General features: G+C 70.7%; 18 protein-coding genes. 14 read left to right on the top strand and 4 right to left on the bottom strand.

Translation table 11 applies throughout. The features are described from left to right. The first annotated feature begins 230 nt into the window (after positions 1-230). The 13 genes from dop (at position 231) to AB0M28_RS25935 (ending at position 13,903) form a co-directional block, all read left to right on the top strand. Entirely contained in the window at positions 231-1,742 is a 1,512-nt protein-coding gene (dop, locus tag AB0M28_RS25995) for a depupylase/deamidase Dop (RefSeq protein ID WP_365409621.1), read from the top strand. Between the two features lie 200 nt (positions 1,743-1,942). Beyond that, the gene (locus tag AB0M28_RS25990; RefSeq protein WP_365409618.1) at positions 1,943-2,155 is read left to right on the top strand and encodes a ubiquitin-like protein Pup; all 213 of its coding nucleotides are present in this window, start codon (positions 1,943-1,945) and stop codon (positions 2,153-2,155) included. Positions 2,156-2,308: 153 nt separating this feature from the next. Further along, entirely contained in the window at positions 2,309-3,154 is an 846-nt protein-coding gene (prcB, locus tag AB0M28_RS25985; RefSeq protein ID WP_365409615.1) for a proteasome subunit beta, read from the top strand. Positions 3,155-3,215: 61 nt separating this feature from the next. Further along, positions 3,216-4,013: a proteasome subunit alpha gene (gene prcA, locus AB0M28_RS25980; protein WP_365409612.1), complete on the top strand. Its 798-nt coding sequence runs from the start codon at positions 3,216-3,218 to the stop codon at positions 4,011-4,013. 152 nt (positions 4,014-4,165) lie between these two features. Next, positions 4,166-5,527 carry a Pup--protein ligase gene (gene pafA / locus AB0M28_RS25975; RefSeq protein ID WP_365409609.1) on the top strand — a complete coding sequence of 454 codons (1,362 nt, stop codon included), beginning with the start codon at positions 4,166-4,168 and terminating at the stop codon, positions 5,525-5,527. Positions 5,528-5,640: 113 nt separating this feature from the next. Continuing rightward, complete coding sequence (locus AB0M28_RS25970; RefSeq protein WP_365409606.1) at positions 5,641-6,633, top strand: FKBP-type peptidyl-prolyl cis-trans isomerase; 993 nt, start codon at positions 5,641-5,643, stop codon at positions 6,631-6,633. 105 nt (positions 6,634-6,738) lie between these two features. Continuing rightward, a complete protein-coding gene (locus AB0M28_RS25965) occupies positions 6,739-7,110 on the top strand; it encodes an FKBP-type peptidyl-prolyl cis-trans isomerase (protein ID WP_365409603.1) in 372 nt (123 codons plus the stop codon). Positions 7,111-7,268: 158 nt separating this feature from the next. Further along, positions 7,269-8,279 (top strand): WYL domain-containing protein, encoded by a 1,011-nt coding sequence (locus AB0M28_RS25960; RefSeq protein WP_365409600.1) that lies wholly within the window; start codon positions 7,269-7,271, stop codon positions 8,277-8,279. 38 nt (positions 8,280-8,317) lie between these two features. Continuing rightward, positions 8,318-9,244, top strand: coding sequence for a WYL domain-containing protein (locus AB0M28_RS25955; protein ID WP_365409657.1), 927 nt, complete (start codon positions 8,318-8,320; stop codon positions 9,242-9,244). 2 nt (positions 9,245-9,246) lie between these two features. Beyond that, positions 9,247-9,444, top strand: coding sequence for a hypothetical protein (locus AB0M28_RS25950; protein WP_365409597.1), 198 nt, complete (start codon positions 9,247-9,249; stop codon positions 9,442-9,444). Between the two features lie 192 nt (positions 9,445-9,636). Beyond that, on the top strand, positions 9,637-9,915 hold the full coding sequence (gene tatA, locus AB0M28_RS25945; protein WP_365409594.1) for a Sec-independent protein translocase subunit TatA: 279 nt from the start codon (positions 9,637-9,639) through the stop codon (positions 9,913-9,915). 129 nt (positions 9,916-10,044) lie between these two features. Next, positions 10,045-10,968, top strand: coding sequence for a twin-arginine translocase subunit TatC (gene tatC / locus AB0M28_RS25940; RefSeq protein WP_365409591.1), 924 nt, complete (start codon positions 10,045-10,047; stop codon positions 10,966-10,968). Positions 10,969-11,071: 103 nt separating this feature from the next. Beyond that, on the top strand, positions 11,072-13,903 hold the full coding sequence (locus tag AB0M28_RS25935; protein ID WP_365409588.1) for a DEAD/DEAH box helicase: 2,832 nt from the start codon (positions 11,072-11,074) through the stop codon (positions 13,901-13,903). 16 nt (positions 13,904-13,919) lie between these two features. Here the strand turns inward: AB0M28_RS25935 and AB0M28_RS25930 are convergent, their stop codons facing one another. From AB0M28_RS25930 to AB0M28_RS25920, 3 genes are all read right to left on the bottom strand, one after another. After that, on the bottom strand, positions 13,920-14,774 hold the full coding sequence (locus AB0M28_RS25930) for a siderophore-interacting protein (protein ID WP_365409581.1): 855 nt from the start codon (positions 14,772-14,774) through the stop codon (positions 13,920-13,922). 122 nt (positions 14,775-14,896) lie between these two features. Then, positions 14,897-17,020, bottom strand: a complete 2,124-nt coding sequence (locus AB0M28_RS25925; RefSeq protein ID WP_365409578.1) for a ThuA domain-containing protein — start codon at positions 17,018-17,020, stop codon at positions 14,897-14,899. A gap of 22 nt (positions 17,021-17,042) precedes the next feature. After that, the gene (locus tag AB0M28_RS25920) at positions 17,043-19,874 is read right to left on the bottom strand and encodes a carbohydrate-binding protein (protein ID WP_365409576.1); all 2,832 of its coding nucleotides are present in this window, start codon (positions 19,872-19,874) and stop codon (positions 17,043-17,045) included. 290 nt (positions 19,875-20,164) lie between these two features. On the opposite strand from AB0M28_RS25920, the gene AB0M28_RS25915 reads away from it, so the two are divergent. Continuing rightward, positions 20,165-24,451, top strand: coding sequence for a discoidin domain-containing protein (locus AB0M28_RS25915; RefSeq protein ID WP_365409573.1), 4,287 nt, complete (start codon positions 20,165-20,167; stop codon positions 24,449-24,451). A gap of 64 nt (positions 24,452-24,515) precedes the next feature. On the opposite strand, the gene AB0M28_RS25910 is transcribed toward AB0M28_RS25915, so the two are convergent. Next, positions 24,516-24,968 (bottom strand): 5'-3' exonuclease H3TH domain-containing protein (locus AB0M28_RS25910; RefSeq protein ID WP_365409570.1); only part of this gene is annotated, 453 nt, incomplete at its 5' end.

Genomic DNA, 24,968 nt, shown 5'->3' with positions numbered 1-24,968 from the left:
GCAACCGAAGAGGAACTCCAGGTGTCCGGCTGCGGAAGCCCGGTACGGGCGGCCGCGGCCGGACGCTGCTTGCAAGTGGGCCACTCAGAAATGACCGTAATGATCTCCCCACCACCGCGATGGCGTTCTAGGCTCTTCGGTACCGGCGCGCGAACCGTGTACGTGCCGGACACGCAGCGGTACTTGAGCGCCGTCCAGGGCAGAGGGCGGCGCCGGGCAAGGAGGGCCGCATGACCGTACGGCGAGTAATGGGCATCGAGACGGAGTACGGGATCTCCGTCCCGGGCCACCCCAACGCCAATGCCATGCTCACCTCGTCCCAGGTCGTCAACGCCTACGCGGCGGCGATGCACCGGGCGCGGCGCGCCCGCTGGGACTTCGAGGAGGAGAACCCGCTGCGGGACGCCCGCGGCTTCGACCTCGCACGCGAAGCCGCGGACGCCAGCCAGCTGACCGACGAGGACATCGGCCTCGCCAACGTCATCCTCACCAACGGCGCGCGCCTGTACGTCGACCACGCCCACCCCGAGTACTCCGCCCCCGAGGTCACCAACCCGCGGGACGCGGTGCTCTGGGACAAGGCCGGGGAGCGCATCATGGCCGAGGCGGCCCTGCGCGCCGCCCAGCTCCCCGGTGCCCAGCCCATCCACCTGTACAAGAACAACACCGACAACAAGGGCGCCAGCTACGGCACGCACGAGAACTACCTGATGAAGCGGGAGACCCCGTTCTCGGACATCGTGCGCCACCTCACGCCGTTCTTCGTCTCCCGCCAGGTCGTCACCGGCGCCGGCCGCGTCGGCATCGGCCAGGACGGCACCGGGCACGGCTTCCAGCTCAGCCAGCGGGCCGACTACTTCGAGGTCGAGGTGGGCCTCGAGACCACCCTCAAGCGGCCGATCATCAACACCCGCGACGAGCCCCACGCCGACGCCGAGAAGTACCGCCGGCTGCACGTGATCATCGGCGACGCGAACCTCTCCGAGATCTCCACCTACCTCAAGCTCGGCACCACCGCCCTGGTGCTGTCGATGATCGAGGACGGTTTCATCGCCGCCGACCTCGCGGTCGAGCAGCCCGTACGCACCCTCCACCAGGTCTCCCACGATCCCGGGCTCTCCCACCTGATCACGCTGCGCAGCGGCCGCACCCTCACCGCCGTACAGCTCCAGATGGAGTACTACGAGCTGGCCAGGAAGTACGTGGAGGACCGCCTCGGCACCGACGCCGACGAGCAGACCAAGGACGTACTCGGCCGCTGGGAGGACACCCTCAACCGGCTCGAGACCAACCCCATGAGCCTCGCCGGCGAGCTGGACTGGGTGGCCAAGCTGCAGCTCCTGGAGGGCTACCGGCGCCGCGACGGCCTGGAGTGGGACGCGGCGCGGCTGCAGCTGGTGGACCTGCAGTACGCCGACGTACGCCCCGACAAGGGCCTGTACAACCGTCTGGTGGCCCGCGGCAGCATCAAGCGGCTGCTGGACGAGCCCGAGGTGGAACGGGCCAAGACGGCCCCTCCGGAGGACACCCGGGCCTACTTCCGCGGCCGCTGCCTCGAGCAGTACGCGGACGACGTCGCGGCGGCCTCCTGGGACTCGGTCATCTTCGACCTCCCGGGCCGGGACTCCCTCCAGCGGGTCCCCACCCTGGAGCCCCTGCGGGGCACCAGGAACCACGTCAAGGAGCTCCTGGACCGCTGCCGCACCGCGGAGGAGCTGGTGCGGGTGCTGTCCGGAGGATGATCGATCACCGATCGGTCACCCATCGATCAGTTTTCACGGGATCGTGGGCTGAAATGCCCGGGATGCGGGAATCACAACGGTGGTACTCGCGCGTTGAGGAAAGTGCGGGGCCGATGTCGGATCGGCCTTGTAGGGTCTGACACAGCTGATCTTGTACGCGCCGTCCGCGGCGCGTACCGACACCGAGCGGGGTGAGGGGCATGGCGACCAAGGACACCGGCGGCGGGCAGAAGAAGGTCACGAAGACCTCCGAAGAGGTCGACGAGCAGCAGGCGGAGGCGCAGGCCGACCTCAAGGAGCGGCACGAGAAGCTCTCGGACGACGTGGACTCCGTGCTGGACGAGATCGACGACGTCCTCGAGGAGAACGCCGAGGACTTCGTGCGCAGCTTCGTCCAGAAGGGCGGGCAGTAGCCCGGCCCGCTCGGACGGCGACGGCCTGGCCACTCACCGTGACGAGTGCCGGGCCGTCCGCCGTAGCCCTGCGGCGGAGGTGGATCACTCACCGTTCAGGGGTAGGGTCCGTGGCGTGATGTGCTTCAACTGCACCTACCTGGAAGGAAACGCGTGGAAGCCAACCCTCGTAGCACCGGGCGTCTGCCGGCCGCCTTCCTGACGCCGGGTTCGTCGTCGTTCGTCGACTTCCTGGCGCAGCACGCCCCCGAGGCGCTCCCGGGCCGCCGGGAGCTGCCGCAGGGCAAGGGCGTCATCCAGGCGCCGCACGGGACGACGATCGTGGCGCTGACGTTCCCCGGCGGGGTCGTGCTGGCGGGCGACCGCCGCGCCACCATGGGGAACATGATCGCCCAGCGGGACATCGAGAAGGTGTTTCCGGCGGACGAGTACTCGGCGATCGGCATCGCCGGCACCGCGGGCCTCGCGGTGGAGATGGTCAAGCTCTTCCAGCTGGAGCTGGAGCACTTCGAGAAGGTCGAGGGCGCCACCCTCTCCCTGGAGGGCAAGGCCAACCGCCTCACCACGATGATCCGCTCCAACCTCGGCATGGCGATGCAGGGCCTGGCGGTCGTGCCGCTGTTCGCCGGCTGGGACCTGAACCGGGGCAGGGGGCGGATCTTCTCGTACGACGTGACGGGCGGCCGCTCCGAGGAGCACGGGTTCTCCGCGGTCGGTTCGGGCTCGGTGTTCGCCCGGGGCAGCCTGAAGAAGCTCTACCGCGAGGACCTGACCGAGGCCGAGGCCACCACGGCCGCCGTGCAGGCGCTGTACGACGCGGCCGACGACGACTCGGCGACGGGCGGGCCGGACATGGCCCGGCGGATCTTCCCGATCGTCACGGTCATCAGCGACGAGGGCTACCGCAGGCTGACGGAGGCCGAGGCCATGGAGATCGCCCGCTCGGTCGTCGACGGCCGGCTCGAGCATCCCGACGGCCCGCGCGCCGCGGTGCTGTAGGGCGTAGGAGCGAGCCATGAAGGCCACGGACAGACCGACAGAAGAAAGGGACGGGTAGCCGGTGTCGACACCGTTCTATGTCTCACCCCAGCAGGCGATGCAGGACCGCGCCGAGTACGCCCGCAAGGGCATCGCGCGCGGCCGCAGCGTGGTGGTCCTGCAGTACGCCGACGGCATCCTCTTCGTCGCCGAGAATCCGTCCCGCGCCCTGCACAAGGTCAGCGAGATCTACGACCGGATCGCCTTCGCGGCGGTCGGCAAGTACAACGAGTTCGAGAACCTGCGCATCGGCGGTGTCCGCTACGCCGATCTGCGCGGCTACACCTACGACCGGGACGACGTGACGGCCCGCGGTCTGGCGAACGTGTACGCCCAGACGCTCGGCACGATCTTCTCGTCCGTCGCGGAGAAGCCGTACGAGGTGGAGCTGATCGTCGCCGAGGTCGGGGAGGCCCCGGGGGACGACCAGATCTACCGGCTGCCGCACGACGGCTCGATCGTCGACGAGCACGGCTCCGTCGCGGTCGGCGGCAACGCCGACCAGATCAGCAACTTCCTGGACCAGCGCCACCGCGAGGGCATGACGCTCGGCGAGGCGCTGAAGCTCGCCGTGGAGTCACTGGCGCGGGACAACAACGGCTCCGAGCGCACGCTGACGGCCGATCAGCTGGAGGTCGCGGTCCTGGACCGGGGCCGGCCGCAGCAGCGGAAGTTCAAGCGGATCCTGGGCGGGCAGCTGACGCGTCTGCTGGAGGACGGGCAGCCGGCGCCGGACGGGGACACCCCCGCCGAGGGTGCCGCCGCGGACCCGGCGGACGAGGTCGGGGAGCTGCCCGAATCCCCGGACGTGGAGAAGTAGCAGGGGCCCGCGCCGACCCCCCGCCCCCGGTTCCGTGCCCCGCGCGGAGCCGGGGGCGGTGCTGTCCGCAAACGGTGCCGGGGCGGGGAAAAGATCGAATCGCCGTGGTCGAACCCGGTTTCATCAGGCCCTGTCGGGCGTAATGTTCAGTCATGGACCGCCGAATCTTCGGGCTGGAGAACGAGTACGGCGTCACGTGCACGTTCAGGGGTCAGCGTCGTCTGTCCCCTGATGAGGTGGCGCGGTACCTCTTCCGCCGAGTCGTTTCCTGGGGCCGCAGCAGCAATGTCTTTCTGCGTAACGGGGCCCGCCTCTACCTCGACGTGGGTTCGCACCCGGAGTACGCCACTCCCGAGTGCGACAACGTGATCGAGCTGGTCACCCACGACAAGGCGGGCGAGCGCATTCTGGAAGGCCTGCTCGTGGACGCCGAGCGCCGGCTGCACGAGGAAGGCATCGCCGGCGACGTCTATCTGTTCAAGAACAACACCGACTCCGCCGGCAACTCCTACGGCTGTCACGAGAACTATCTGGTCGCCCGGCACGGGGAGTTCTCCCGGCTGGCCGACATCCTGATCCCGTTCCTGGTCACCCGGCAGCTGATCTGCGGGGCGGGCAAGGTGCTGCAGACCCCGCGCGGTGCGGTCTACTGCGTGAGCCAGCGGGCCGAGCACATCTGGGAGGGCGTGAGCTCCGCCACGACCCGCTCCCGGCCGATCATCAACACCCGCGACGAACCGCACGCGGACGCCGAGCGCTACCGCCGGCTCCACGTGATCGTCGGTGACTCGAACATGTCGGAGACGACGATGCTGCTGAAGGTCGGCGCGACCGACCTGGTGCTGCGGATGATCGAGGCCGGCACGGTGATGCGGGACCTGACACTGGAGAACCCGATCCGGGCGATCCGCGAGGTCTCCCACGACATGACCGGCCAGCGCAAGGTGCGCCTGGCCAGCGGCCGCGAGGCGTCCGCGCTGGAGGTACAGCAGGAGTACTACGAGAAGGCCGTGGACTTCTGCGACCGGCGTGGGATCCGTACCGGCACCATCGAGCAGGTGCTGGAGCTGTGGGGCCGCACGCTGGAGGCGATCCGCACCGAGGAGCTCGACAAGATCTCCACGGAGATCGACTGGGTGATGAAGCACAACCTCATCGAGCGCTACCGGGCCAAGAACAACATCACCCTGTCCCACCCCCGGGTCGCGCAGATAGACCTCGCGTACCACGACATCCACCGCCGCCGGGGCCTGTACTACCTGCTGGAGAAGCGGGGGCAGGCGGCCCGGGTGTGCAACGACCTGAAGATCTTCGAGGGGAAGTCGGTGCCGCCGCAGACCACCCGGGCGCGGCTGCGCGGCGACTTCATCCGCCGGGCCCAGGAGCAGCGCCGCGACTTCACGGTGGACTGGGTGCATCTGAAGCTGAACGACCAGGCCCAGCGCACGGTGCTGTGCAAGGACCCGTTCCGTTCGGTGGACGACCGGGTGGAAAAGCTGATCGCGGGCATGTGACCGTGCTCCACCCAGGTGGATGCCGGGCCGTGTGCCCCGTGCGCTGATCGGGGACGGACAGTCCAGGCCGTACAGTGGCAGGACTGCCCGTCCCCGATTCACGAGTTGGTTTCATGAACCTCGCAAAGAAGACGCGTTTCGTCGCGGCCATCGCCGTGCCGGCCCTGCTGCTGACCGCCGCGTGCGGATCGGACGACTCGTCCGACTCGGACCAGGGCGACAAGGGCACCAACTCCGCCGCCGCGGTGTCGACGGTGTCGGGGACGTTCGGCCAGAAGCCGACGATCAAGGTGCCGAGCGGCGCGAAGGCCCCCGCGGAGATCGCCGTGAAGACGCTGGTCGAGGGCAAGGGCGACGCCGTCGCGAAGGGCGACTACGTCCGGCTGGACTTCGCCGGAGTGGCGATGAAGGACAGCCGCGACCTGGGCAGCACCTGGGCCACCGCGCAGGGCGGCGCCACGCACCAGCAGGTGGTCGCGCAGACCGGCGAGCAGAACCCGATGCTGCCGCCGAAGGTCCTGGACGCGGTCGTCGGCAAGACGCCCGGCAGCCGGGTGCTCGTGGAGGGCAGCGCGGGCGACCTGGTCGGCGACAGCCTGAACCCGCAGTCCGGGATCAAGGAGTCGGACGGCCTGGTCTGGGCGATCGACGTCGTCGGCAGCACCAAGGCGGACGACAAGGCCGAGGCCAAGGGCACGATGGCCGCGCCGAAGCTGGGGCTGAAGGTCGATGTGCCGAGCCAGCAGGCCGCGAACATCACCATTCCCAAGGACGGCGACGCCCCCACGAAGCTCGAGCAGCAGGTGCTGATCAAGGGTGCCGGGGCGAAGGTCGAGGCCGGCCAGGGTCTGATCGTCCAGTACACGGGCGTGTCCTGGGAGGACGGCAAGCAGTTCGACTCGTCGTGGAAGAACGGCGGGGCGACGGCCTTCCAGATCGGCACCGGATCGGTCGTCAAGGGCTGGGACCAGGGCCTGGTCGGCAAGAAGGTCGGCGACCGGGTGCTGCTGGTGATCCCGCCGAAGCTGGCGTACGGCGACTCCGAGGGCAGCGAGCTGGCCAAGAAGACGCTGGTCTTCGTCGTCGACATCGTCGGCACGGTCTGACGCCCGGCCCGACGGGCCGCCCTTCGGCTTCACGGGCGGTCTGGAAGACTGTCCGGGTTAACGGCAAAGGGTTAACGCAAAAGGTTCTCCTGAGGAGCAAGTGACGTGAGCATCGACAAGCCCGAGGTCGACTTCCCGGGCGGCGAGCCGCCGGCCGACCTTGAGATCAAGGACATCTGGGAGGGCGACGGCCCCGAGGCGAAGGCCGGCGACAACGTCGCCGTCCACTACGTCGGCGTCGCCTTCAGCACGGGCGAGGAGTTCGACGCGAGCTGGAACCGCGGTACGCCGCTGAGCTTCCCGCTGGGCGGCGGCCGTGTCATCCCCGGCTGGGACCAGGGCATCCAGGGCATGAAGGTCGGCGGCCGCCGCCAGCTGGTCATCCCGCCGCACCTCGCCTACGGCGACCGCGGCGCGGGCAGCGCGATCAAGCCGGGCGAGACGCTGATCTTCGTCTGCGACCTCGTCTCGGTCTGACCGGACCCGCGGTACGACCGGAGCCCGGGGGCCTCGTGCCCCCGGGCTCCGTCGCGCCCGGGGTCCGGGCCGCCGCGCCGCAGCGCCCTGCCCACTTGCGGTAACGTCGTCCGTTGAGGCCGCGGACGCGGTGGGACTCGAAGGGGACAGGGACAGCGATGGCGATCGCCAAGGCCGAGCGGCTGATGAATCTGGCGCTGTGCCTGCTCAGCACGCGCCGCCCGCTCACCAAGCGGGAGCTGCGCGAGTCCATCGAGGCGTACATCGAGGCCGCCGGTCCCGGCCGGGGCCCGGGGATGGCCGCCCGGCCCGGCGATCTGGCCGGCGACGAGGCGTTCAACCGGATGTTCGAGCGCGACAAGGACGATCTGCGCGAGCTGGGCCTGGTCATCGAGACCGTGGAGAGCCTGGACGGCGACACCGGCTATCTCGCCCGCCGCGACAGCAACCGCCTCCCCCCGATCACCCTCGACGCCGAGGAGGCCGCCGCCCTGGGCGTCGCGGCCAAGGTGTGGCAGCACGCCCGCCTGGCCGGCGCGGCCAGCGGCGCCCTGCAGAAGCTGCGCGCCGCGGGCATGCCCGTCACCGGCGACGAGTCGTACGGCGAGCACAGCGCCATCGAGCCCCGCATCCCGGCCCGCGAGGCGGCCTTCGAGCCGCTGATGCTGGCCTGCCGCGACCGCCGGCCCGTGATCTTCGACTACCGCAAGGCGTCCGCGGCCCGCCCCGGCCAGCGGCACGTGGAGCCCTGGCAGCTGGAGTGCTGGCGCGGCCAGTGGTATCTGGCCGGCTGGGACCGGGACCGCCAGGCCGAGCGCGTCTTCCGCCTCTCCCGCATCACCGGCCGCGTCCGCAACCGCGGCACCGGCTTCACCCACCCCGTCCCGGACCGCGTCGAGGTCCGCGAGACCGTGGAGCGCTGGGCCGGGGAGATCGCCGACCGCACCGCGCTGATCCGGCTGCGCGTCGGCGCCGGCTATCCGCTGCGCGCCAAGGCCCTCGGCATCCGGGAGGCCGTCGAGCCGGGCTGGGACGAGCTGGAGATCCCGTACGGGCACGGGCTGGACGCCTGGCTGGTGGAGTTCGGGCCGGACGTGGTCGTACTGGAGCCGGCCGAGCTGCGGGCGGACGTCATCGACCGGCTGCGCGCCGTGGCCAAGGGGGAGTGAGGCACACCGTGGCCAACGCGATCGACCAGACCCGGCGGATGCTCTCGCTGGTGACGTACCTGCGCGAGCGCAACGGCGCCCGCGTCAGCGACGTGGCCCGCGCCTTCGGGATCACCGAGGACGAGCTGATCCGCGATCTGAACGTACTGCCGATGTGCGGGACGAGCTTCCGCGGCGGGGACCTGCTGGACATCGACACCGACGGCGAGCGGGTGTGGTTCCGCAACCCCGAGGCGACGAACACCGGCGAGCCGCTGCGGCTGGCCGCAGACGAGGCGACCGCCCTGCTGGTGGCGGCGCGCGCCGTGGCGACCCTGCCCGGGCTGCGCGAGGGCGACCGGCAGGCGCTGCTGCGGGCCACCGCGAAGCTGGAGGCCGCGGCCGGCGAGGCGGCGGACGCCAGCGCCAGCCTCACCGTGACCTTCGAGTCCGAGGGCGGCGTCTTCGCCGAGGTGGACCGGGCGATCTCCGAGCGCCGCCGGCTGTGGCTGAAGTACTACTCGCCCGCCCGGGACGAGCTGACCGAGCGGGAGGTCGACCCGATCCGGCTGTTCACCGTGGGCCGCACCTACATGGAGGCGTGGTGCCGGCTGTCGGAGGCGCGGCGCACCTTCCGGCTGGACCGGGTGGCGGAGATCCGGATGCTGGACCTGCCGGCCGACCCGCCGCCGGTGGAGCTGAGGGACCTCTCCGAGAGCCTGGTGCGTACGACGGAGGACGACCCGGAGGTCGTGGTCGAGGTGGGGCCCGGCGGGCGCTGGGTCGCCGAGTACTACCCGCACGACAGCGCCGACGAACTGCCCGACGGCGGCCTGCGGATCACGCTGCGCGCCCCCGACCCGTCGTCCCTGCGGCGCCTCGCGCTGCGGCTGGGCCGCGACGGGCGCATCGTCGCCCCCGGCGACCTCGCCGACAGCGCCCGCGAGGCGGCGGTCAAGGCGCTCGCCGCGTACGACGGGGTCTGACCGTGCTCTGGCCCATGACCGCGATCGTCCTCGGCTTCCTCGGCCTGGCCGTGCTCGGGGTGCTCGCCGCACGCGTGTGGATCGAGGTACGCAGGCTCGCGCGGCGCGTGGAGGAGGCGTCCGAGGCGGTCGCCAAGGCCGCATCAGACGTGGAAAAGGCGGCAATTCCGCTGGTGAGAGCGGCCGATACCGTACTGTGACCTTTTTCGGGGGTGACCCGGGGGGTACGCTGCAAGCGGTCGCGGTCCTGCAGTGAGGCGGGGGCCGCAACCGGTGCACGCCGGGACATTCCCGGCCGTTCACCCTCGCGGGTTACGATCGCAGCCAGACCCTTCCCCGAGCTCTTCGAGCAGGGGATGCCCCCAGCCGCCTCGGTGAGAAGGTAGAAGCTTATGTTCGGACGGCTCGGCCCGACGGAGATCATCCTCATCCTCGTCGTCATCATCCTGCTCTTCGGAGCGAAGAAGCTGCCCGAGATGGCCCGCTCGCTCGGCAAGTCCGCCCGCATCCTCAAGAGCGAGGCCAAGGCGATGAAGTCCGAGGGCAACGACACGGCCTCCGCCCCCGCGGACCCGCCGCAGCCCGCCCCCAAGACGATCCAGGCGGCGCCCGGCGACGTGACCAGCTCCCGTCCGGTCACCGAGCCGAACGACCAGCAGACGCAGCGCTGACCGGAGCTCCCTCCCAGCCCGTTGGCACAGGGAAGGACCGGCCGGCCGGGGACGGCCGGCCGCACGAGATGAGGACGTGGGTTGCTCAAGTCCGCCCGCAGTAAAGAGCAGAAGGACCCCGAGGGGCGCATGCCCCTCGCGGACCATCTGCGGGAGCTTCGCGACCGGCTGATCCGGGCGGTCGGCGCGATCCTGATCGTCACGATCGCGGCGCTCTTCTTCTATCAGGACATCGTCGACTTCCTGATGAGGCCCGTGCTGGACTCCGTCGGTTGCGGCGGGGTGAAGGTGTCCGACATCGGCGAGCACAAGCAGTGCGCCGACTTCACGATGAACGGCCTCATCTCGCCGTTCACGACCATGCTGAAGGTGTCCTTCATGGCCGGCCTGGTCGTGTCGACGCCGATCTGGCTGTACCAGCTGTGGGCCTTCCTCGCCCCGGGCCTGCACCGGCACGAGAAGAAGTACTCGATCTGGTTCGTCGGCGTGGGCGTGCCGCTGTTCCTGTGCGGTGCCTACTTCGCGTACGCGATCCTGCCGACCACGGCGAAGGTGCTCCTGGAGTTCACCCCGGAGGACACCAAGAACCTGCTGCCGGTGCCCGACTTCCTGGACCTGCTGACGCGCATGGTCGTGGTCTTCGGTCTCTCCTTCGAGCTGCCGCTCGTCCTGGTGCTGCTGAACCTGGGCGGAGCGATCAGCGGCAAGAAGATGATCAGCTGGTGGCGCTGGATGATCATCAGCATCGTGGCCTTCGGCGCGATCGCCACGCCCAGCACCGACCCGATCGGCATGTTCGCCCTGGCCGGCCCGGTGATCGTGCTGTACTTCGGGGCGTGCGGCTTCTCGCTGCTGAACGACCGCCGCAAGGCCCGCCGCGAGGCGCAGGAGCCGGACGTGGACGAGGCGTCCGACCTGGATCTGACGCCGGAGGCCATCGGCGAGGTCGAGACGGTCGCCGCCTCCACCGCGCCCGCCCTGCCCGAGCAGGCGAGCGGTGAGTCCGACAGCGCGGACTCGGCACGGCGCGGCGGATACGACGACGTCACCTAGTAGTGCGGGGACCGGTCTGCCGGCTCCGCCCGGTCAGGCCCTGACACCGCACGCGAAAAAGATCGCGTGCGGTGTCACACCCTGCGGGTAGGCTCGAGGCAAGATGACCGACCAGCCCACTCACGACGAGCCCAGTCCCGCCGAGCGCTACGCCGCCTCCCGGCGCCGCGCCGCCGACCAGGCCACCTCACTCGGCGCCTTCCGCGAGCTGTACGACTTCGACCTCGACGGCTTCCAGGTGGAGGCGTGTCAGGCGCTGGAGGCCGGAAAGGGCGTGCTCGTCGCCGCGCCCACCGGCTCCGGCAAGACGATCGTCGGCGAGTTCGCCGTGCACCTCGCCCTCGCCCAGGGCCGGAAGTGCTTCTACACCACGCCCATCAAGGCGCTGTCGAACCAGAAGTACGGCGATCTCGTCAAGCGCTACGGCGCCGACAAGGTCGGCCTGCTCACCGGCGACAACTCCGTCAACTCCGAGGCGCCGGTGGTCGTGATGACCACCGAGGTGCTGCGCAACATGCTGTACGCGGGTTCGCAGACCCTGACGAACCTCGGCTACGTGGTGATGGACGAGGTGCACTACCTCTCCGACCGCTTCCGCGGCGCGGTCTGGGAGGAGGTCATCATCCACCTCCCCGAGTCCGTCACCCTGGTCTCGCTCTCCGCGACGGTCTCCAACGCCGAGGAGTTCGGCGCCTGGCTGGACACCGTGCGCGGCGACACCGAGGTGATCGTCTCCGAGCACCGGCCCGTGCCGCTGTGGCAGCACGTGATGGCCGGCCGGCGGATGTACGACCTGTACGAGGAGGAGCAGGGCGCGACGGTCCCCTCGTCCCGGGTGGTCAACCCGGAGCTGGTCAAGCTCGCCCGGATGGACACGCCACGGCCCACCTACGGCCGCTCCCGGCGCAACATGCGCGAGGCCGACCGCGAGCGCGAGCGCCGCTCCCGCGGCCGTACCTGGACGCCGAGCCGGGTCGAGGTCATCGAGCGGCTCGACGCGGAGGGGCTGCTGCCCGCGATCACGTTCATCTTCAGCCGCGCCGGCTGCGAGGCCGCCGTACAGCAGTGCCTGTACTCGGGGCTGCGGCTGAACGACGACGCGGGCCGGCTGAAGGTCCGCGAGATCGTCGAGGCGCGCACGGCCTCGATCCCGCGCGAGGACCTCAACGTCCTCGGCTACTACGAGTGGCTGGAGGGCCTGGAGCGGGGCATCGCCGCGCACCACGCCGGCATGCTGCCGACCTTCAAGGAGGTCGTCGAGGAGCTGTTCGCGCGGGGCCTGGTGAAGGCCGTCTTCGCCACCGAGACGCTGGCGCTGGGCATCAACATGCCGGCGCGGTCGGTGGTGCTGGAGAAGCTCGTCAAGTGGAACGGCGAGACCCACGCCGACATCACCCCGGGGGAGTTCACCCAGCTCACCGGGCGGGCCGGGCGGCGCGGCATCGACATCGAGGGCCACGCGGTGGTGCTCTGGCAGCGGGACATGAGCCCGGAGCACCTGGCGGGCCTGGCGGGTACGCGTACGTATCCGCTGCGGTCGTCGTTCCGCCCGTCGTACAACATGGCGGTCAACCTGGTCTCGCAGTTCGGGCGGCACCGCTCCCGCGAGCTGCTGGAGACCTCCTTCGCGCAGTTCCAGGCGGACCGGTCGGTGGTCGGGATCTCCCGGCAGGTGCAGAAGAACGAGGAGGGGCTGGCGGGTTACGAGGCCGCCATGACCTGCCACCTCGGTGACTTCGACGAGTACATGGGGCTGCGCCGGCGGCTGAAGGACCGGGAGAACGAGCTGGCCCGGCAGGGCGCCGTGCAGCGCCGCGCCGCCGCGCACACCGCGCTGGAGCGGCTCAAGCCCGGCGACGTGATCCATGTGCCGACGGGGAAGTTCGCGGGGCTGGCGCTGGTGCTGGACCCGGGGCTGCCGCCGGGGCGCGTGGGCGGACGCCGCGACGGCTACGACCACTTCGACGGGCCGCGGCCGCTGGTGCTCACCGCGGGCCGGCAGGTCAAGCGGCTCAACGCGGCTGACTTCCCGGTGCCGGTGGAGCCGCTGGAGCGGATGCGGATCCCCAAGTCCTTCAACGCCAAGAGCCCCCAGTCGCGTCGCGACCTCGCCTCCGCGCTGCGCACGAAGGCCGGGCACTACGTCCCCGACCGGCACCGCAAGAAGCGCTCGGCCGCGGCGGACGACACGGAGATCGCGAAGCTCCGCGAGGAGATCCGCCAGCACCCGTGCCACGGCTGCGACGAGCGTGAGGACCACGCCCGCTGGGCCGAGCGCTACGAGCGGCTGCGCCGCGACACACGGCAGCTGGAGCGCCGGATCGAGGGGCGGACGAACACCATCGCCCGGACCTTCGACCGGGTGTACGGGATGCTCACCGAGCTGGACTACCTCCGTGGCGACGAGGTCACCGAGCACGGCCGGCGGCTCGCCCGGCTCTACGGCGAGCTCGACCTGCTCGCGTCGGAGTGCCTCCGCGAGGGCGTCTTCGAGGGCCTCGGCCCGGGGGAGCTGGCGGCGTGCGCCTCGGCGCTGGTGTACGAGTCGCGCCAGTCCGACGACGCGATGCCGCCGAAGCTGCCCAGCGGCAACGCACGCGCGGCGCTGGGCGAGATGGTCCGTATCTGGGGCCGGCTCGACGGGCTGGAGGAGGACCACAAGATCAACCAGACGGAGAGCGTCGGCCAGCGCGAACCCGACCTCGGCTTCGCCTGGGCCGCCCACCAGTGGGCCTCCGGCAAGCCCCTGGACGCGGTGCTGAACGACGCGGACATGCCGGCGGGCGACTTCGTGCGGTGGTGCAAGCAGCTGATCGACGTCCTCGGCCAGATCTCCCACGCGGCCCCGGCGGAGGGCTCCACGGTGGCGCGCAACGCGCGCAAGGCCGTGGACGGCCTGCTGCGGGGCGTGGTGGCGTACAGCTCGGTGGGGTGAGCGGTGGTGGAACCCCTCAGGCCGCCGAGGCCCGGGGGGTCTCCTGCTCGGCCTCGATACGGGCGTTCCACTCGCGCTTCGACGCCTGCCAGCCGTCCTCGTTGTGGCCGAGGCGCCAGTAGCCGGAGATGGACAGGTCCGACCGCGGGATGCCGCGGTCGAGGCGCAGGTAGCGGCGCAGCTCCTTGACCATGGCGGCCTCGCCGTGCACGAAGCCGTGCATCCGGCCCGCCGGGAAGTCCAGCGCCTTCACGGCCGCGGTGAGTCGGGAGCCGACGGGGCGGCCGTCGCGGTACAGCCAGGTGATCTCCGCGCCCGGCGGGGCGGTGAGGGGCTGGTGCTCGGCCGCGTCGGACACCTCCAGGAAGACGTGCGCCTTCGCGCCCTGGGGGAGCCGCTCCACCGCCGCCGCGATCGCCGGCAGGGCGCTCTCGTCACCGGCCAGCAGATGCCAGTCGGCTGCCGGATCGGGGGCGTAGGCGCCGCCGGGGCCGACGAAGCGGACCTGCTCGCCGGGCTGGACGCGCAGCGCCCAGGGTGCGGCCAGGCCCTCGTCGCCGTGCACGACGAAGTCGAGCGTCAGCTCCAGGGCCTCGGCGTCCCAGCGGCGCACGGTGTACGTGCGGGTGACCGGCCACTCGTGGCGGGGGAGGTCGCGGCGGACGGCTTCGAGGTCGAAGGGCTCGGGGTAGCTGACGCCGTCGGCGGGGAAGAGCAACTTGACGTAGTGGTCCGTGAACTCGCCCACACCGAGGCCCCGCAGCGTCTCGCCGCCCAGGACGAGGCGCACCATGTGCGGGGTGAGGCGCTCGGAGCGCACCACGCGGGCCGTGTTGACCTGCGGCTTCTTGCGGGCCGGACGTTCAGCCACGTTGGGCGCTCCCATCGGACGATCACTTAGGCTTGCCTAAGCTAACACCTTTCCCGCAAAGACGGGAGTCGCGGCCCGCCCGGTTCCTGGCCGCGACTCCCTTGTCCCATGCGCTGTCCCGCTTACGCACCCCCTCCCGTGAAGCGTCCGGCCCAGTAGGCCGTCCGGTCGAGATAGGCCGTCTCGGCGTCCGCTCCGGTACGGCCGTAGGCCCCGTCGTACGTCTGGTAGCCGTAGCCGCCCGGCGGGGTGCTGTCGGCGGGCTCGATGGAGCTGCCCTCGTGCCATTCGTTGAACGACGTCACCGACACCCAGGTGGGGGAGCCGCCGATCGCCGGATCGAGGGCGTTGTTCCACTGCCGGTCGTAGGCGGCGCCGTTGTCGCGGGTGACGGTCGGGGTGGTGTTGCCGGGGACGGCGCGGTCGTCGAGGTAGCCGGGGGCGACGGACGGCGCCCAGATCAGGCCGTGCGCCCGGGCGTAGTCGCCGGCCTGCTTCCAGCCGGGGGCGGTGGCGCCCGCGATGCCGTCGTAGGTGTACATGCCGGAGAAGTGGGCGATCTTGGTGGTGTCGGTGGTCTGGGCGAGCACGATCGAGTCGTCCGTGACCTGGTCGAGCGCCGTCCAGTCCGTGATGAGCAGGCTCTCGAAGACGTAGTAGGCGCCGCGGTCGCCGTGCGCGGCGTCGCGGTAGAAGGCCTGGTGGCTGCCGTAGGTGCTGTTGATGTACTCGATGTCGGAGACCGTGGAGGCGGCGGTGCGGCCGCCGTACGGCTCCAGATGCCAGGCCACCTTGATGCCCTCGCGTGCGGCCGCGTCCAGGACTCCGCGGGCGAGGTTGTCCTCGTAACCCCCGCGTCCCCACCAGCTGTAGACGATGACGCCGGCGCCGGACCGCTTCACCCACTTCATCTGCTGTGCGACGGCGCCGGTGAAGTCGCCCGAGTCGTACGGCCCGAGGGCCGGGTACAGGTTGGCGCCGATGTCGTCGGGCGGGGTGTGGCCGCCCTGCTGCCAGTGCCGCCAGCTGCCGAGGACGGCGGGACTGCCGTACCAGGGGTAGTAGAAGAGATGCACGCCGCTGTCGAGGGTGCCGCCCCCGTACGTCAGCGTGAAGGTGTCGATGTCGAACAGCGCCCCGGAGCCGCCGGTGAAGGTCAGATACAGCGGCCCGGTCCCGGCGTTCACCGCCGTGCTGACGGTGGTGAACGTCTCCCACCCGCCGGTGACGGGCACTCCCACCGACCCGAGTACGGTCCCGGTCGGTGACCCGTCGCGGATCTGGATCGTGCCGCCCGCGCCGGCGGAGGAGACCCGGGCACTGAAGTTCGTGACGCCCGCCGTCGTGACGCCGGAGTATGCCGCCCATTCGCCGTTGTCGATGTAGCCCAGGGTCTGCCCGCCGCTCGCCGGCGGATGCCCCGCGATCTGCACGCCGGAGCCGGAAGTGTACGCCTCGCCCTCCACCGTGCGGGTGCTGCTGCTCGGCGAGCAGTCGGCCGGGGCGACGCCCGCCGCGTACCGGATCGCGCCCAGCAGCAGTGAGCGGAAGGCGGTCTCGCCGTACGACTCCGCGGTGTGGCCGAGGCCCGTGTAGAACGACCGGCCGCTGCCCTGCGCGTGGCACCAGGTGATCGGATGGTCGCCGCCCATCTCGCTGCCGCTGTAGCTGCTCTCGTCCAGCGACTGCAGGACGCGCACCGAAGCACGCGGGTTCGTCTGGTAGTTGTACCACTCGTCGGTTCGGGTCCAGCTCTCGCCGAGATGGGCGGTGGCGGGATGCGTGCGGTCCTCGTTGACGATCCGCGCCTGCTGGATCGCCGGATGGCTCTTGAACCGGGCGCCGACCAGATCGCCGTAGTACGACCAGCCGTACTCGGTGTCGGCGGCCGCGTGCACGCCGACGAAGCCGCGGCCGCCGTCGATGTGGGCCTGCAGCGCGGACTGCTGGGTGTCGTCCAGGACGTCGCCGGTGGTGTTGAGGAACACCACCGCCTCGTAGCCGGCGAGGTTGCCCGGGGTGAAGGCGCCGGGGTCCTCGGTGGCGGTGACGGTGAAGTTGTTCGCGGCTCCCAGGGCGCGGATGGCGTCCGTGCCCGCAGGGATGGAGTCGTGCCGGAAGCCGGTCGTACGGGAGAAGACCAGCACGTCGTACGCGGGATCGGCGGCGTGGGCGCTCGGGGGCAGCGCCCCGGCGGCCAGCGCGAGGGCCACGGCGGCGGTGGCACGCTTCAACAGGGAATGCATCGCGGGCTCCAATCGGGCCGGATCAGCGGGAGACGGTCAGGGTGTCGATGTCGAAGAGCGAACCGGAGCCGCCCGTGAAGGTCAGATACAGCGGCCCGGTCCCGGCGTTCACCGCCGTGCTGACGGTGGTGAACGTCTCCCACCCGCCGGTGACGGGCACTCCCACCGACCCGAGTACGGTCCCGGTCGGTGACCCGTCGCGGATCTGGATCGTGCCGCCCGCCCCGGCGGAGGAGACCCGGGCACTGAAGTTCGTGACGCCCGCCGTCGTGACGCCGGAGTACGCCGCCCAGTCGCCGTTGTCGATGTAGCCGAGGGTCTGCCCGCCGCTGGCCGGCGCGTGCGGTGCGATCTGCACGCCGGAGCCGGAGGTGTACGCCTCGCCCTCCACCGTCTGCGCGGAGCCCGAGGTGAACGTGAAGGCGTCGACGTCGAAGAGGTTCCCCTGGCCCGTCGGCCCCCGGAAGACGAGGTACAGCGCCGTCGTCCCCGACGGCGCCCCGGAGAGCGTCGTGGACACGTCGGTGAACGTCTCCCAGCCGCCCGTCACCGGCACCGTCATGGCGCCCAGCAGCGAGCCGGACGCCGATCCCGCCCGTACCTCGATCGTGCCGCCCGCGCCGCCGGAGGACACGCGCGCGGAGACCTGCGAGGCGCCGGCCAGGGCGTAGGGGCTGAACGAGATCGAGTCGCCGTCGTCCGTGAAACCGACGGTCTGCCCGCCCTCGGCGGGGGCGTGCGAGGCGAGCTGGATGCCGGACTGGGCGGTGAAGTGCTCGGCCTGCCGGTGCCGGGGCTGCAGGATGCTCCTGCCGTGGCCCGTCAGGCCGCCGTTGTCGGTGTACGAGGCGTCGAAGACCCCGTAGATGTTCGCCGCCGCGTCGTGTTCGCCGTCGGCCGGGACGGTGAGCGTGCCGGAGCAGCCGGTGGTGCTCGTGATCTGGTGCTCGTGGCTGTCGTGGCCCAGCAGATACGTGAGGCGGACCCTGGAGCAGTCCACCGCCCCGTCCTCCGGGTCGCTGACGTCGATGGTGAACGGGACGGTGTCGCCGAACGAGAACAGGGCACCGTTCGCCGGCGTGCGCAGCGTCACGGCGGGCGCCGTGTTGCCCGCGGTGACGACGAGGCTCGCGGTGCCGGTCAGGCCCTCGGGGTCGCGGACCGTGAGGGTGGGCTGGTAGGTGCCGTTCGTCGTATAAGTGTGGGACGGGTTGGCCGCGGTGGACGTCGCGCCGTCGCCGAAGTTCCAGGAGTACGTGAGCGCGCCGCCCTCCGGGTCGGAGCTGCCCGCGGAGGAGAACTGCACGGTCAGCGGGGTCGGTCCGGAGGTCCTGTCGGCGGAGGCCGCGGCGACGGGGTTGCGGTTGCTGCCGGCCAGGTACTCCATGCGCCACAGCGCCTGGTTGCCGCCGCCGGTGCCGTAGTCCAGGACGTACAGCGCCCCGTCCGGGCCGAAGTCGGTGTCGATGATCTGGGTGCCGGTCCACGGGAAGTCCTCGATGGTGCCGGGGGAGCCGTCGCCGTTCACGGTGATCGCCTTGATCCACTGGCGGCCGAACTCCGCGGCGAAGTAGCGGCCGTCGAGGGACTGCGGGAACTTCACGGCCGATCCCGAGGCGGCGTCGTAGCGGTACACCTCGCCGCCCATCGGGGACTCCGAGCCGCTGCCGAACTCCGGCGGGGATCCGGCGTCGCCGGCGTAGCGGATCCAGCTGGCCCTGGCGGGCGGCAGCACCGGGCGGCCGGTGTTGCGGAAGGAGTTGTTCGCCGGGCCGCCCGCGCAGTCGTACTTGGCGCCCGAGGGGCCGCTCGGGAAGGTGTACTCGTTGTAGGTCTCGGTGGTGGTGTTCGTCCCGGTGCAGTAGGGCCAGCCGTAGTTGCCGGGGGCGGTGATCCGGTCGAACTCGACCTGGCCGCTGGGGCCGCGGTTCGGGTCGGTGGTGCCGGCGTCGGGGCCGTAGTCGCCGAGGTAGACCGTGCCGGTGGGCTTGTCGACGGACATCCGGAACGGGTTGCGGAAGCCCATGGCGTAGATCTCGGGGCGGGTGTTCGCCGTACCGGGGGCGAACAGGTTGCCGGACGGGATCGTGTAGCCGCCGTCCGTGGTCGGCTTGATGCGCAGCAGCTTGCCGCGCAGGTCGTTGGTGTTGCCCGAGGAGCGCTGGGCGTCGAACTGCGGGTTCCTGTCGGTGCGTTCGTCGATCGGTGCGTAGCCGGCGGAGTCGAAGGGGTTCGTGTCGTCGCCGGTCGTCAGATACAGGTTGCCGCTCGCGTCGAAGTCGATGTCGCCGCCCACGTGGCAGCACTGGCCGCGGTCGTTGGCGACCTGCAGCACGACCTTCTCCGTCGCCGGGTCCAGGGTGCCGTCCGTTCGGAGTGTGAAGCGGGAGAGGTTCAGATGCCCCTTCCAGGGCTCGAAGTCGGCGGTGGTGCCCGTCACCGGGGCGTCGCCCGCCGGGGTGGTGAGCCGGGGCGAGTAGTAGAGCCAGACATGGCGGTTGGCGGAGAAGCCCGGATCGGCGGCTATGCCCTGCAGGCCCTCCTCGTCATGGGTGTAGACGTCCAGCTTCGCCGCGGTCTTCGTGTTGCCCGCGGGGTCGGTGAAGCGGATCGTTCCGTCGCGCGCGGTGTGCAGCACCGAGCGGTCGGGCAGAACGGTGAGGGACATCGGCTCGCCCAGTTCGTCGGAGCCGAGGGCCAGTTGCACCTGCTGGTAGTCGCCGGGCGGGATCGCCGCGACGGCCGCGGGGTCCTCGGCGGCTGCGGCCGGCGGCGGGCCGGCGGCGGTCAGTCCGCCGAGGAGCAGGGCGAGGGCCGGGAGCGCGGTCCGTAAGGCGTGCGGGCGTGCGGGCATGGAGCTTCCTCCTGACGAGGGTGGGGGAGCAGTCAGGGATGGCGCTCTGCGTCGTTCTTGCGTGTTGGAGCCACGTAATTACGGCTGGCGGCAAGCGTGTTGCATGCTGGCAACACCCCGTCAATTTGTCAAGGGCGTGTCAAAACCCTCTCGGCGGTGCCTTTGGCCTGCGCTTCTGTAGGTCACCCTGCCGAACCTGTGGACTCATCGACAGAATCCTGCAACTCTCCAACTTGTGAACGCAAGAATTCGACCTATGTGATCCACTTCGAGTCGCAAGGGACCCCCACATGAGACGATCACGCGGGCGCTGGCGGGTACTGGTCGCCGCCCTCGCCGGAGTGCTGTGCGCCTACGGACTGCCGTCGTATACGGCCGGCGCCGCCGGAGGGCCGAACCTCGCCGCCGGGAAGCCGGCCACGGCCAGCAGCTCCAACGCCCAGTACGTCGCTTCCAACATCACCGACGGCAACCAGAGCAGCTACTGGGAGAGCGCGGGCAGCACCTTCCCCCAGTGGGTGCAGGTCGACCTCGGCGCCACCACCCGGATCGACGAGGTCGTGCTGAAGCTCCCCGCCTCATGGGAGGCGCGCAGCCAGACCGTCGCCGTCCAGGGCAGCCCGGACGGCACGAGCTTCAGCACCCTGTCCGCCGCGGCGCCGCGCTCCTTTGGACCCGCCGACGGCAACACCGTCACCGTGGGCTTCGCCGCCGCCCAGACCCGGTTCGTACGCGTCAGTGTCACCGCCAACACCGGCTGGCCCGCGGCCCAGCTCTCCGAGCTGGAGGTCCACGGCGCGGACTCGTCGTCCGGCAACCTGGCGCTGGGCCGCACGCTCACGGCCAGCGGCCAGACCCAGACCTACGCCCCCGCCAACGCCAACGACGGCAACCAGGCCACGTACTGGGAGAGCACCAACGACGCCTTCCCGCAGTGGATACGCGCGGATCTGGGCTCCGCCGTCCCCGTCAACCGCGTCGTGCTCAAGCTCCCCGCCGGCTGGGACACCCGCACCCAGACGCTCAAGCTCCAGGGCAGCACGGACGGGTCGAACTTCACCGACCTGACCGCGTCCCAGGGCTACTCCTTCAGCGTCGCGAACGAGCAGACGGCGTCGATCACCTTCGACCCGGCCACCACCCGGTACGTACGGGTCTGGGTCACCGCCAACACCGGCTGGCCCGCCGCGCAGGTCTCCGAGTTCGAGATCTACGGACCGGCCACCGGCGACACACAGGCGCCGGCCGCGCCGGGCGGGCTCGCGTACACCGAGCCGGCCACCGGGCAGATCAGGCTGACGTGGCAGGCGTCGACGGACAACGTGGGGGTGACCGGCTACGACGTGTACGCCAACGGCACGCTGCGGGCGAGCGTCGCCGGGAACGTGCTGACGTACACCGACAACCAGCCCGAGAGCGCCACCGTTTCGTACTTCGTCCGCGCCAAGGACGCCGCCGGGAACCAGTCCGCCAACAGCAACACCGTCACCCGGCAGGGGGCCACCGGCGACACGCAGGCGCCCACCGCGCCGTCCGGGCTCGCGTACACCGAGCCCGCCGCCGGCCAGATCAGGCTGACGTGGCAGGCGTCGACGGACAACGTGGGGGTGACCGGCTACGACGTGTACGCCAACGGCACGCTGCGGGCGAGCGTCGCCGGGAACGTGCTGACGTACACCGACAGCCAGCCGGCGAGCGCGACCGTGTCGTACTTCGTACGGGCCAAGGACGCTGCCGGTAACCAGTCCGGCGACAGCAACACCGTCACCCGCACCGGCAGCGGCAGCGACTCCAACCTCGCGGTCGGCAAGCCCATCGAGGCGTCGTCGACCGTGCACACCTTCGTCGCCGCCAACGCCAACGACGACTCCACCAGCACCTACTGGGAGGGCGCCGGCGGTGCCTACCCGGGCACCCTCACCGTCAAGCTCGGCGCCAACGCCGACCTCAGCTCCGTCGTCGTCAAGCTGAACCCCGACAGCGCCTGGGGGCCGCGCACCCAGACCTTCGAGGTGCTGGGCCGTGAGCAGGGCGCGTCCACCTTCAGCAGCCTGGTCGCGGGCAAGGACTACGCCTTCGCGCCGAGCAGTGGCAACCTGGTGACCATCCCGGTCAGCGCCCGGGTCGCCGACGTACAGCTGCGGTTCACCGCCAACACCGGCGCGCCCGCCGGGCAGGTCGCCGAGTTCCAGGTGCTGGGCACCCCGGCGCCCAACCCCGACCTGGTGGTCACCGGCATCACCGCCTCGCCGGCCTCGCCCGTCGAGACGGACACGATCACCCTCAGCGCCACGGTCCGCAACGCGGGCAACGCCGCGTCCGCCGCCACCGACGTCACCTTCAGGCTCGGCGGCAACAAGGTGGGCACCGCGCCCGTCGGAGCGCTCGCCGCGGGCGCCTCCACGACCGTGTCCGCCCCGATCGGCACCCAGGAGGCCGGCAGCTATCTGCCGGGCGCGGAGGTCGACGAGACCAACAAGGTCATCGAGCAGAACGAGGGCAACAACACCTACACCAGCTCCACCGCGCTCGTGGTCCGGCCCGTCGACAGCTCCGATCTCGTCGCCTCCCCGGTCAGCTGGACGCCCAGCGCCTCCGCGGCGGGCGACACCGTCACCTTCCAGGTGGCGATCAGGAACCAGGGCAACGTCGCCTCGGCGAGCGGCGCCCACGGCATCACGCTCACCGTGCTGGACTCCGGCGGGCAGACGGTGAAGACACTGACCGGCAGCTACTCGGGCACCATCGCGGCCGGCTCCACCACCTCCCCGGTCACGCTGGGCACCTGGACGGCCGTCAACGGGAAGTACACGGTCAGGACCGTCCTCGACCCCGACGCCAACGAACTGGCCGTCAAGCGCGCCAACAACACCTCCACCCTGCCGCTGTTCGTCGGCCGCGGCGCCAGCATGCCGTACGACACCTACGAGGCGGAGTCCGGCGTCACCGGCGGCGGGGCCCAGGTCATCGGGCCCAACCGCACCATCGGTGACCTCGCCGGCGAGGCGTCGGGCCGCAAGGCCGTGACGCTGAACAGCACCGGGCAGTACGTGGAGTTCACCACGAAGGCCGAGACGAACACCCTGGTCGCGCGCATCTCCATCCCGGACGCGGCCGGCGGCGGCGGGCGTGACTCCACGCTCAACGTGTACGTCGACGGGGTCTTCCACAAGGCACTGAGCGTCACTTCCAAGTACGCCTGGCTGTACGGGGCGGAGGCGTCGCCCGGCAACGACCCGGGCTCGGGCCCGGCGCGGCACGTCTACGACGAGTCGAACATGCTGCTCGACCGGACGGTGCCGGCCGGGAGCAGGATCAGGCTGCAGAAGGACGCGGCGAACGACACGACGTACGCCGTCGACTTCGTCGATCTGGAGAAGGCGACCGAGCTGCCCAACCCCGACCCGGCCCGGTACGCCGTGCCGGCGGGCTTCTCGCACCAGGACGTGCAGAACGCGCTGGACCGGGTCCGGATGGACACCACCGGTCAGCTGACCGGCGTGTACCTGCCGGCCGGGAACTACGAGACGTCCAGCAAGTTCCAGGTCTACGGCAAGGCGGTCAAGGTGACCGGGGCCGGTCCCTGGTTCACCCGCTTCCACGCGCCGTCGTCGCAGACCAACACGGACATCGGCTTCCGGGCGGAGGCGAGTGCCAACGGCTCGTCGTTCGCGAACTTCGCCTACTTCGGCAACTACACCTCGCGGATCGACGGCCCGGGCAAGGTCTTCGACTTCGCGAACACCGCCGACGTCACCATCGACAACGTCTGGAACGAGCACATGGTGTGCCTCTACTGGGGCGCCAACACCGACCGGGTCACCATCAAGAACTCCCGGATCCGGGACCTGTTCGCCGACGGCGTCAACATGACGAACGGCAGCACCGACAACCACGTCGTCAACAACGACGCGCGGTCCACCGGCGACGACAGCTTCGCGCTGTTCTCCGCCATCGACGCGGGAGGAGCCGACGAGAAGAACAACGTCTACGAGAACCTCACCACCACGCTGACCTGGCGTGCGGCGGGAATCGCCGTCTACGGCGGATACGACAACACCTTCCGCAACATCCATATCGCCGACACGCTGGTCTACTCCGGCATCACCATCAGCTCCCTGGACTTCGGCTATCCGATGAACGGCTTCGGGACCTCGCCGACGACCTTCGAGAACATCTCCATCGTCAGATGCGGCGGCCACTTCTGGGGCGCGCAGACCTTCCCGGGCATCTGGCTCTTCTCCGCCTCGAAGGTCTTCCAGGGGATCCGGATCAACAACGTGGACATCGTGGATCCGACGTACAGCGGGATCATGTTCCAGACGCAGTACGTCGGCGGGCAGCCGGTCAACCCGATCAAGGACACGATCCTGCGGGACATCACCATCACCGGGGCGAAGAAGAGCGGCGACGCGTACGACGCGAAGTCCGGCTTCGGGCTCTGGGCGAACGAGCTGCCCGAGGCCGGGCAGGGTCCGGCGGTCGGATCGGCGACGTTCTACAACCTGCAGATGAGCGGGAACGCCGTCGACATCCGCAACACCACGTCCACCTTCACCATCAACCTCAACCCGTAGGAGGCCGCCTCCCCGCAAGACCGGTGCCGCCCGGCCCTGACCCCGGGCGGCACCGCCGCGTTGTTCAGGTGGCGCGCGCGGCCAGCGCCTCCATCACCCGGTTCAGCGAACTCCCCAGGCCCCACCGCTCCGAGAGCTCCAGCAGCCGCTCCGGCTCCGCCGGGGTGACGGGCAGCGCCGGGTCGAAGGGCGGCAGCGGTACGTCGTGGGCCACGCGGACCACCGTCGGGGCCACCGCGATGTACGGGCGGGACTCGTCCAGCTTCCTGCGCTGCGACGGGGTGAGCTTCGAGGACGGGTCGTCCACCGCCGCCATGATCCCCGCCAGGTCGCCGTACGCGTCGAGCAGCTTCGCGGCCGTCTTCTCGCCGATGCCGGGGACCCCCGGCAGCCCGTCGCTGGGGTCGCCGCGCAGCAGGGCGAGGTCGACGTACCCGGGGCCGTCGACGCCGTACTTCTCGCGCAGCGCCGCCTCGTCCATCAGCGTGGCGTTGCCCACACCCTTGACCGGGTAGAC

It is taken from the genome of Streptomyces sp. NPDC051940, from assembly GCF_040680895.1.
Classification (GTDB): Bacteria; Actinomycetota; Actinomycetes; order Streptomycetales; family Streptomycetaceae; genus Streptomyces.
The sequence above is the reverse complement of the archived record's forward strand: the minus strand, read 5'-3'. Positions and strand labels throughout refer to the sequence as shown.

Excerpts from the sequence above, each read along its gene's own strand:
- pafA (WP_365409609.1), top strand. The coding sequence starts at position 4,166 with ATGGACCGCCGAATCTTCGGGCTGGAGAACGAGTACGGCGTCACGTGC.
- AB0M28_RS25970 (WP_365409606.1), top strand. The coding sequence starts at position 5,641 with ATGAACCTCGCAAAGAAGACGCGTTTCGTCGCGGCCATCGCCGTGCCG.
- AB0M28_RS25915 (WP_365409573.1), top strand. The coding sequence starts at position 20,165 with ATGAGACGATCACGCGGGCGCTGGCGGGTACTGGTCGCCGCCCTCGCC.
- AB0M28_RS25990 (WP_365409618.1), top strand. The coding sequence starts at position 1,943 with ATGGCGACCAAGGACACCGGCGGCGGGCAGAAGAAGGTCACGAAGACC.
- AB0M28_RS25925 (WP_365409578.1), bottom strand. The coding sequence starts at position 17,020 with ATGCATTCCCTGTTGAAGCGTGCCACCGCCGCCGTGGCCCTCGCGCTG.
- dop (WP_365409621.1), top strand. The coding sequence starts at position 231 with ATGACCGTACGGCGAGTAATGGGCATCGAGACGGAGTACGGGATCTCC.
- AB0M28_RS25960 (WP_365409600.1), top strand. The coding sequence starts at position 7,269 with ATGGCGATCGCCAAGGCCGAGCGGCTGATGAATCTGGCGCTGTGCCTG.
- AB0M28_RS25955 (WP_365409657.1), top strand. The coding sequence starts at position 8,318 with ATGCTCTCGCTGGTGACGTACCTGCGCGAGCGCAACGGCGCCCGCGTC.
- tatA (WP_365409594.1), top strand. The coding sequence starts at position 9,637 with ATGTTCGGACGGCTCGGCCCGACGGAGATCATCCTCATCCTCGTCGTC.
- tatC (WP_365409591.1), top strand. The coding sequence starts at position 10,045 with ATGCCCCTCGCGGACCATCTGCGGGAGCTTCGCGACCGGCTGATCCGG.
- AB0M28_RS25935 (WP_365409588.1), top strand. The coding sequence starts at position 11,072 with ATGACCGACCAGCCCACTCACGACGAGCCCAGTCCCGCCGAGCGCTAC.
- AB0M28_RS25920 (WP_365409576.1), bottom strand. The coding sequence starts at position 19,874 with ATGCCCGCACGCCCGCACGCCTTACGGACCGCGCTCCCGGCCCTCGCC.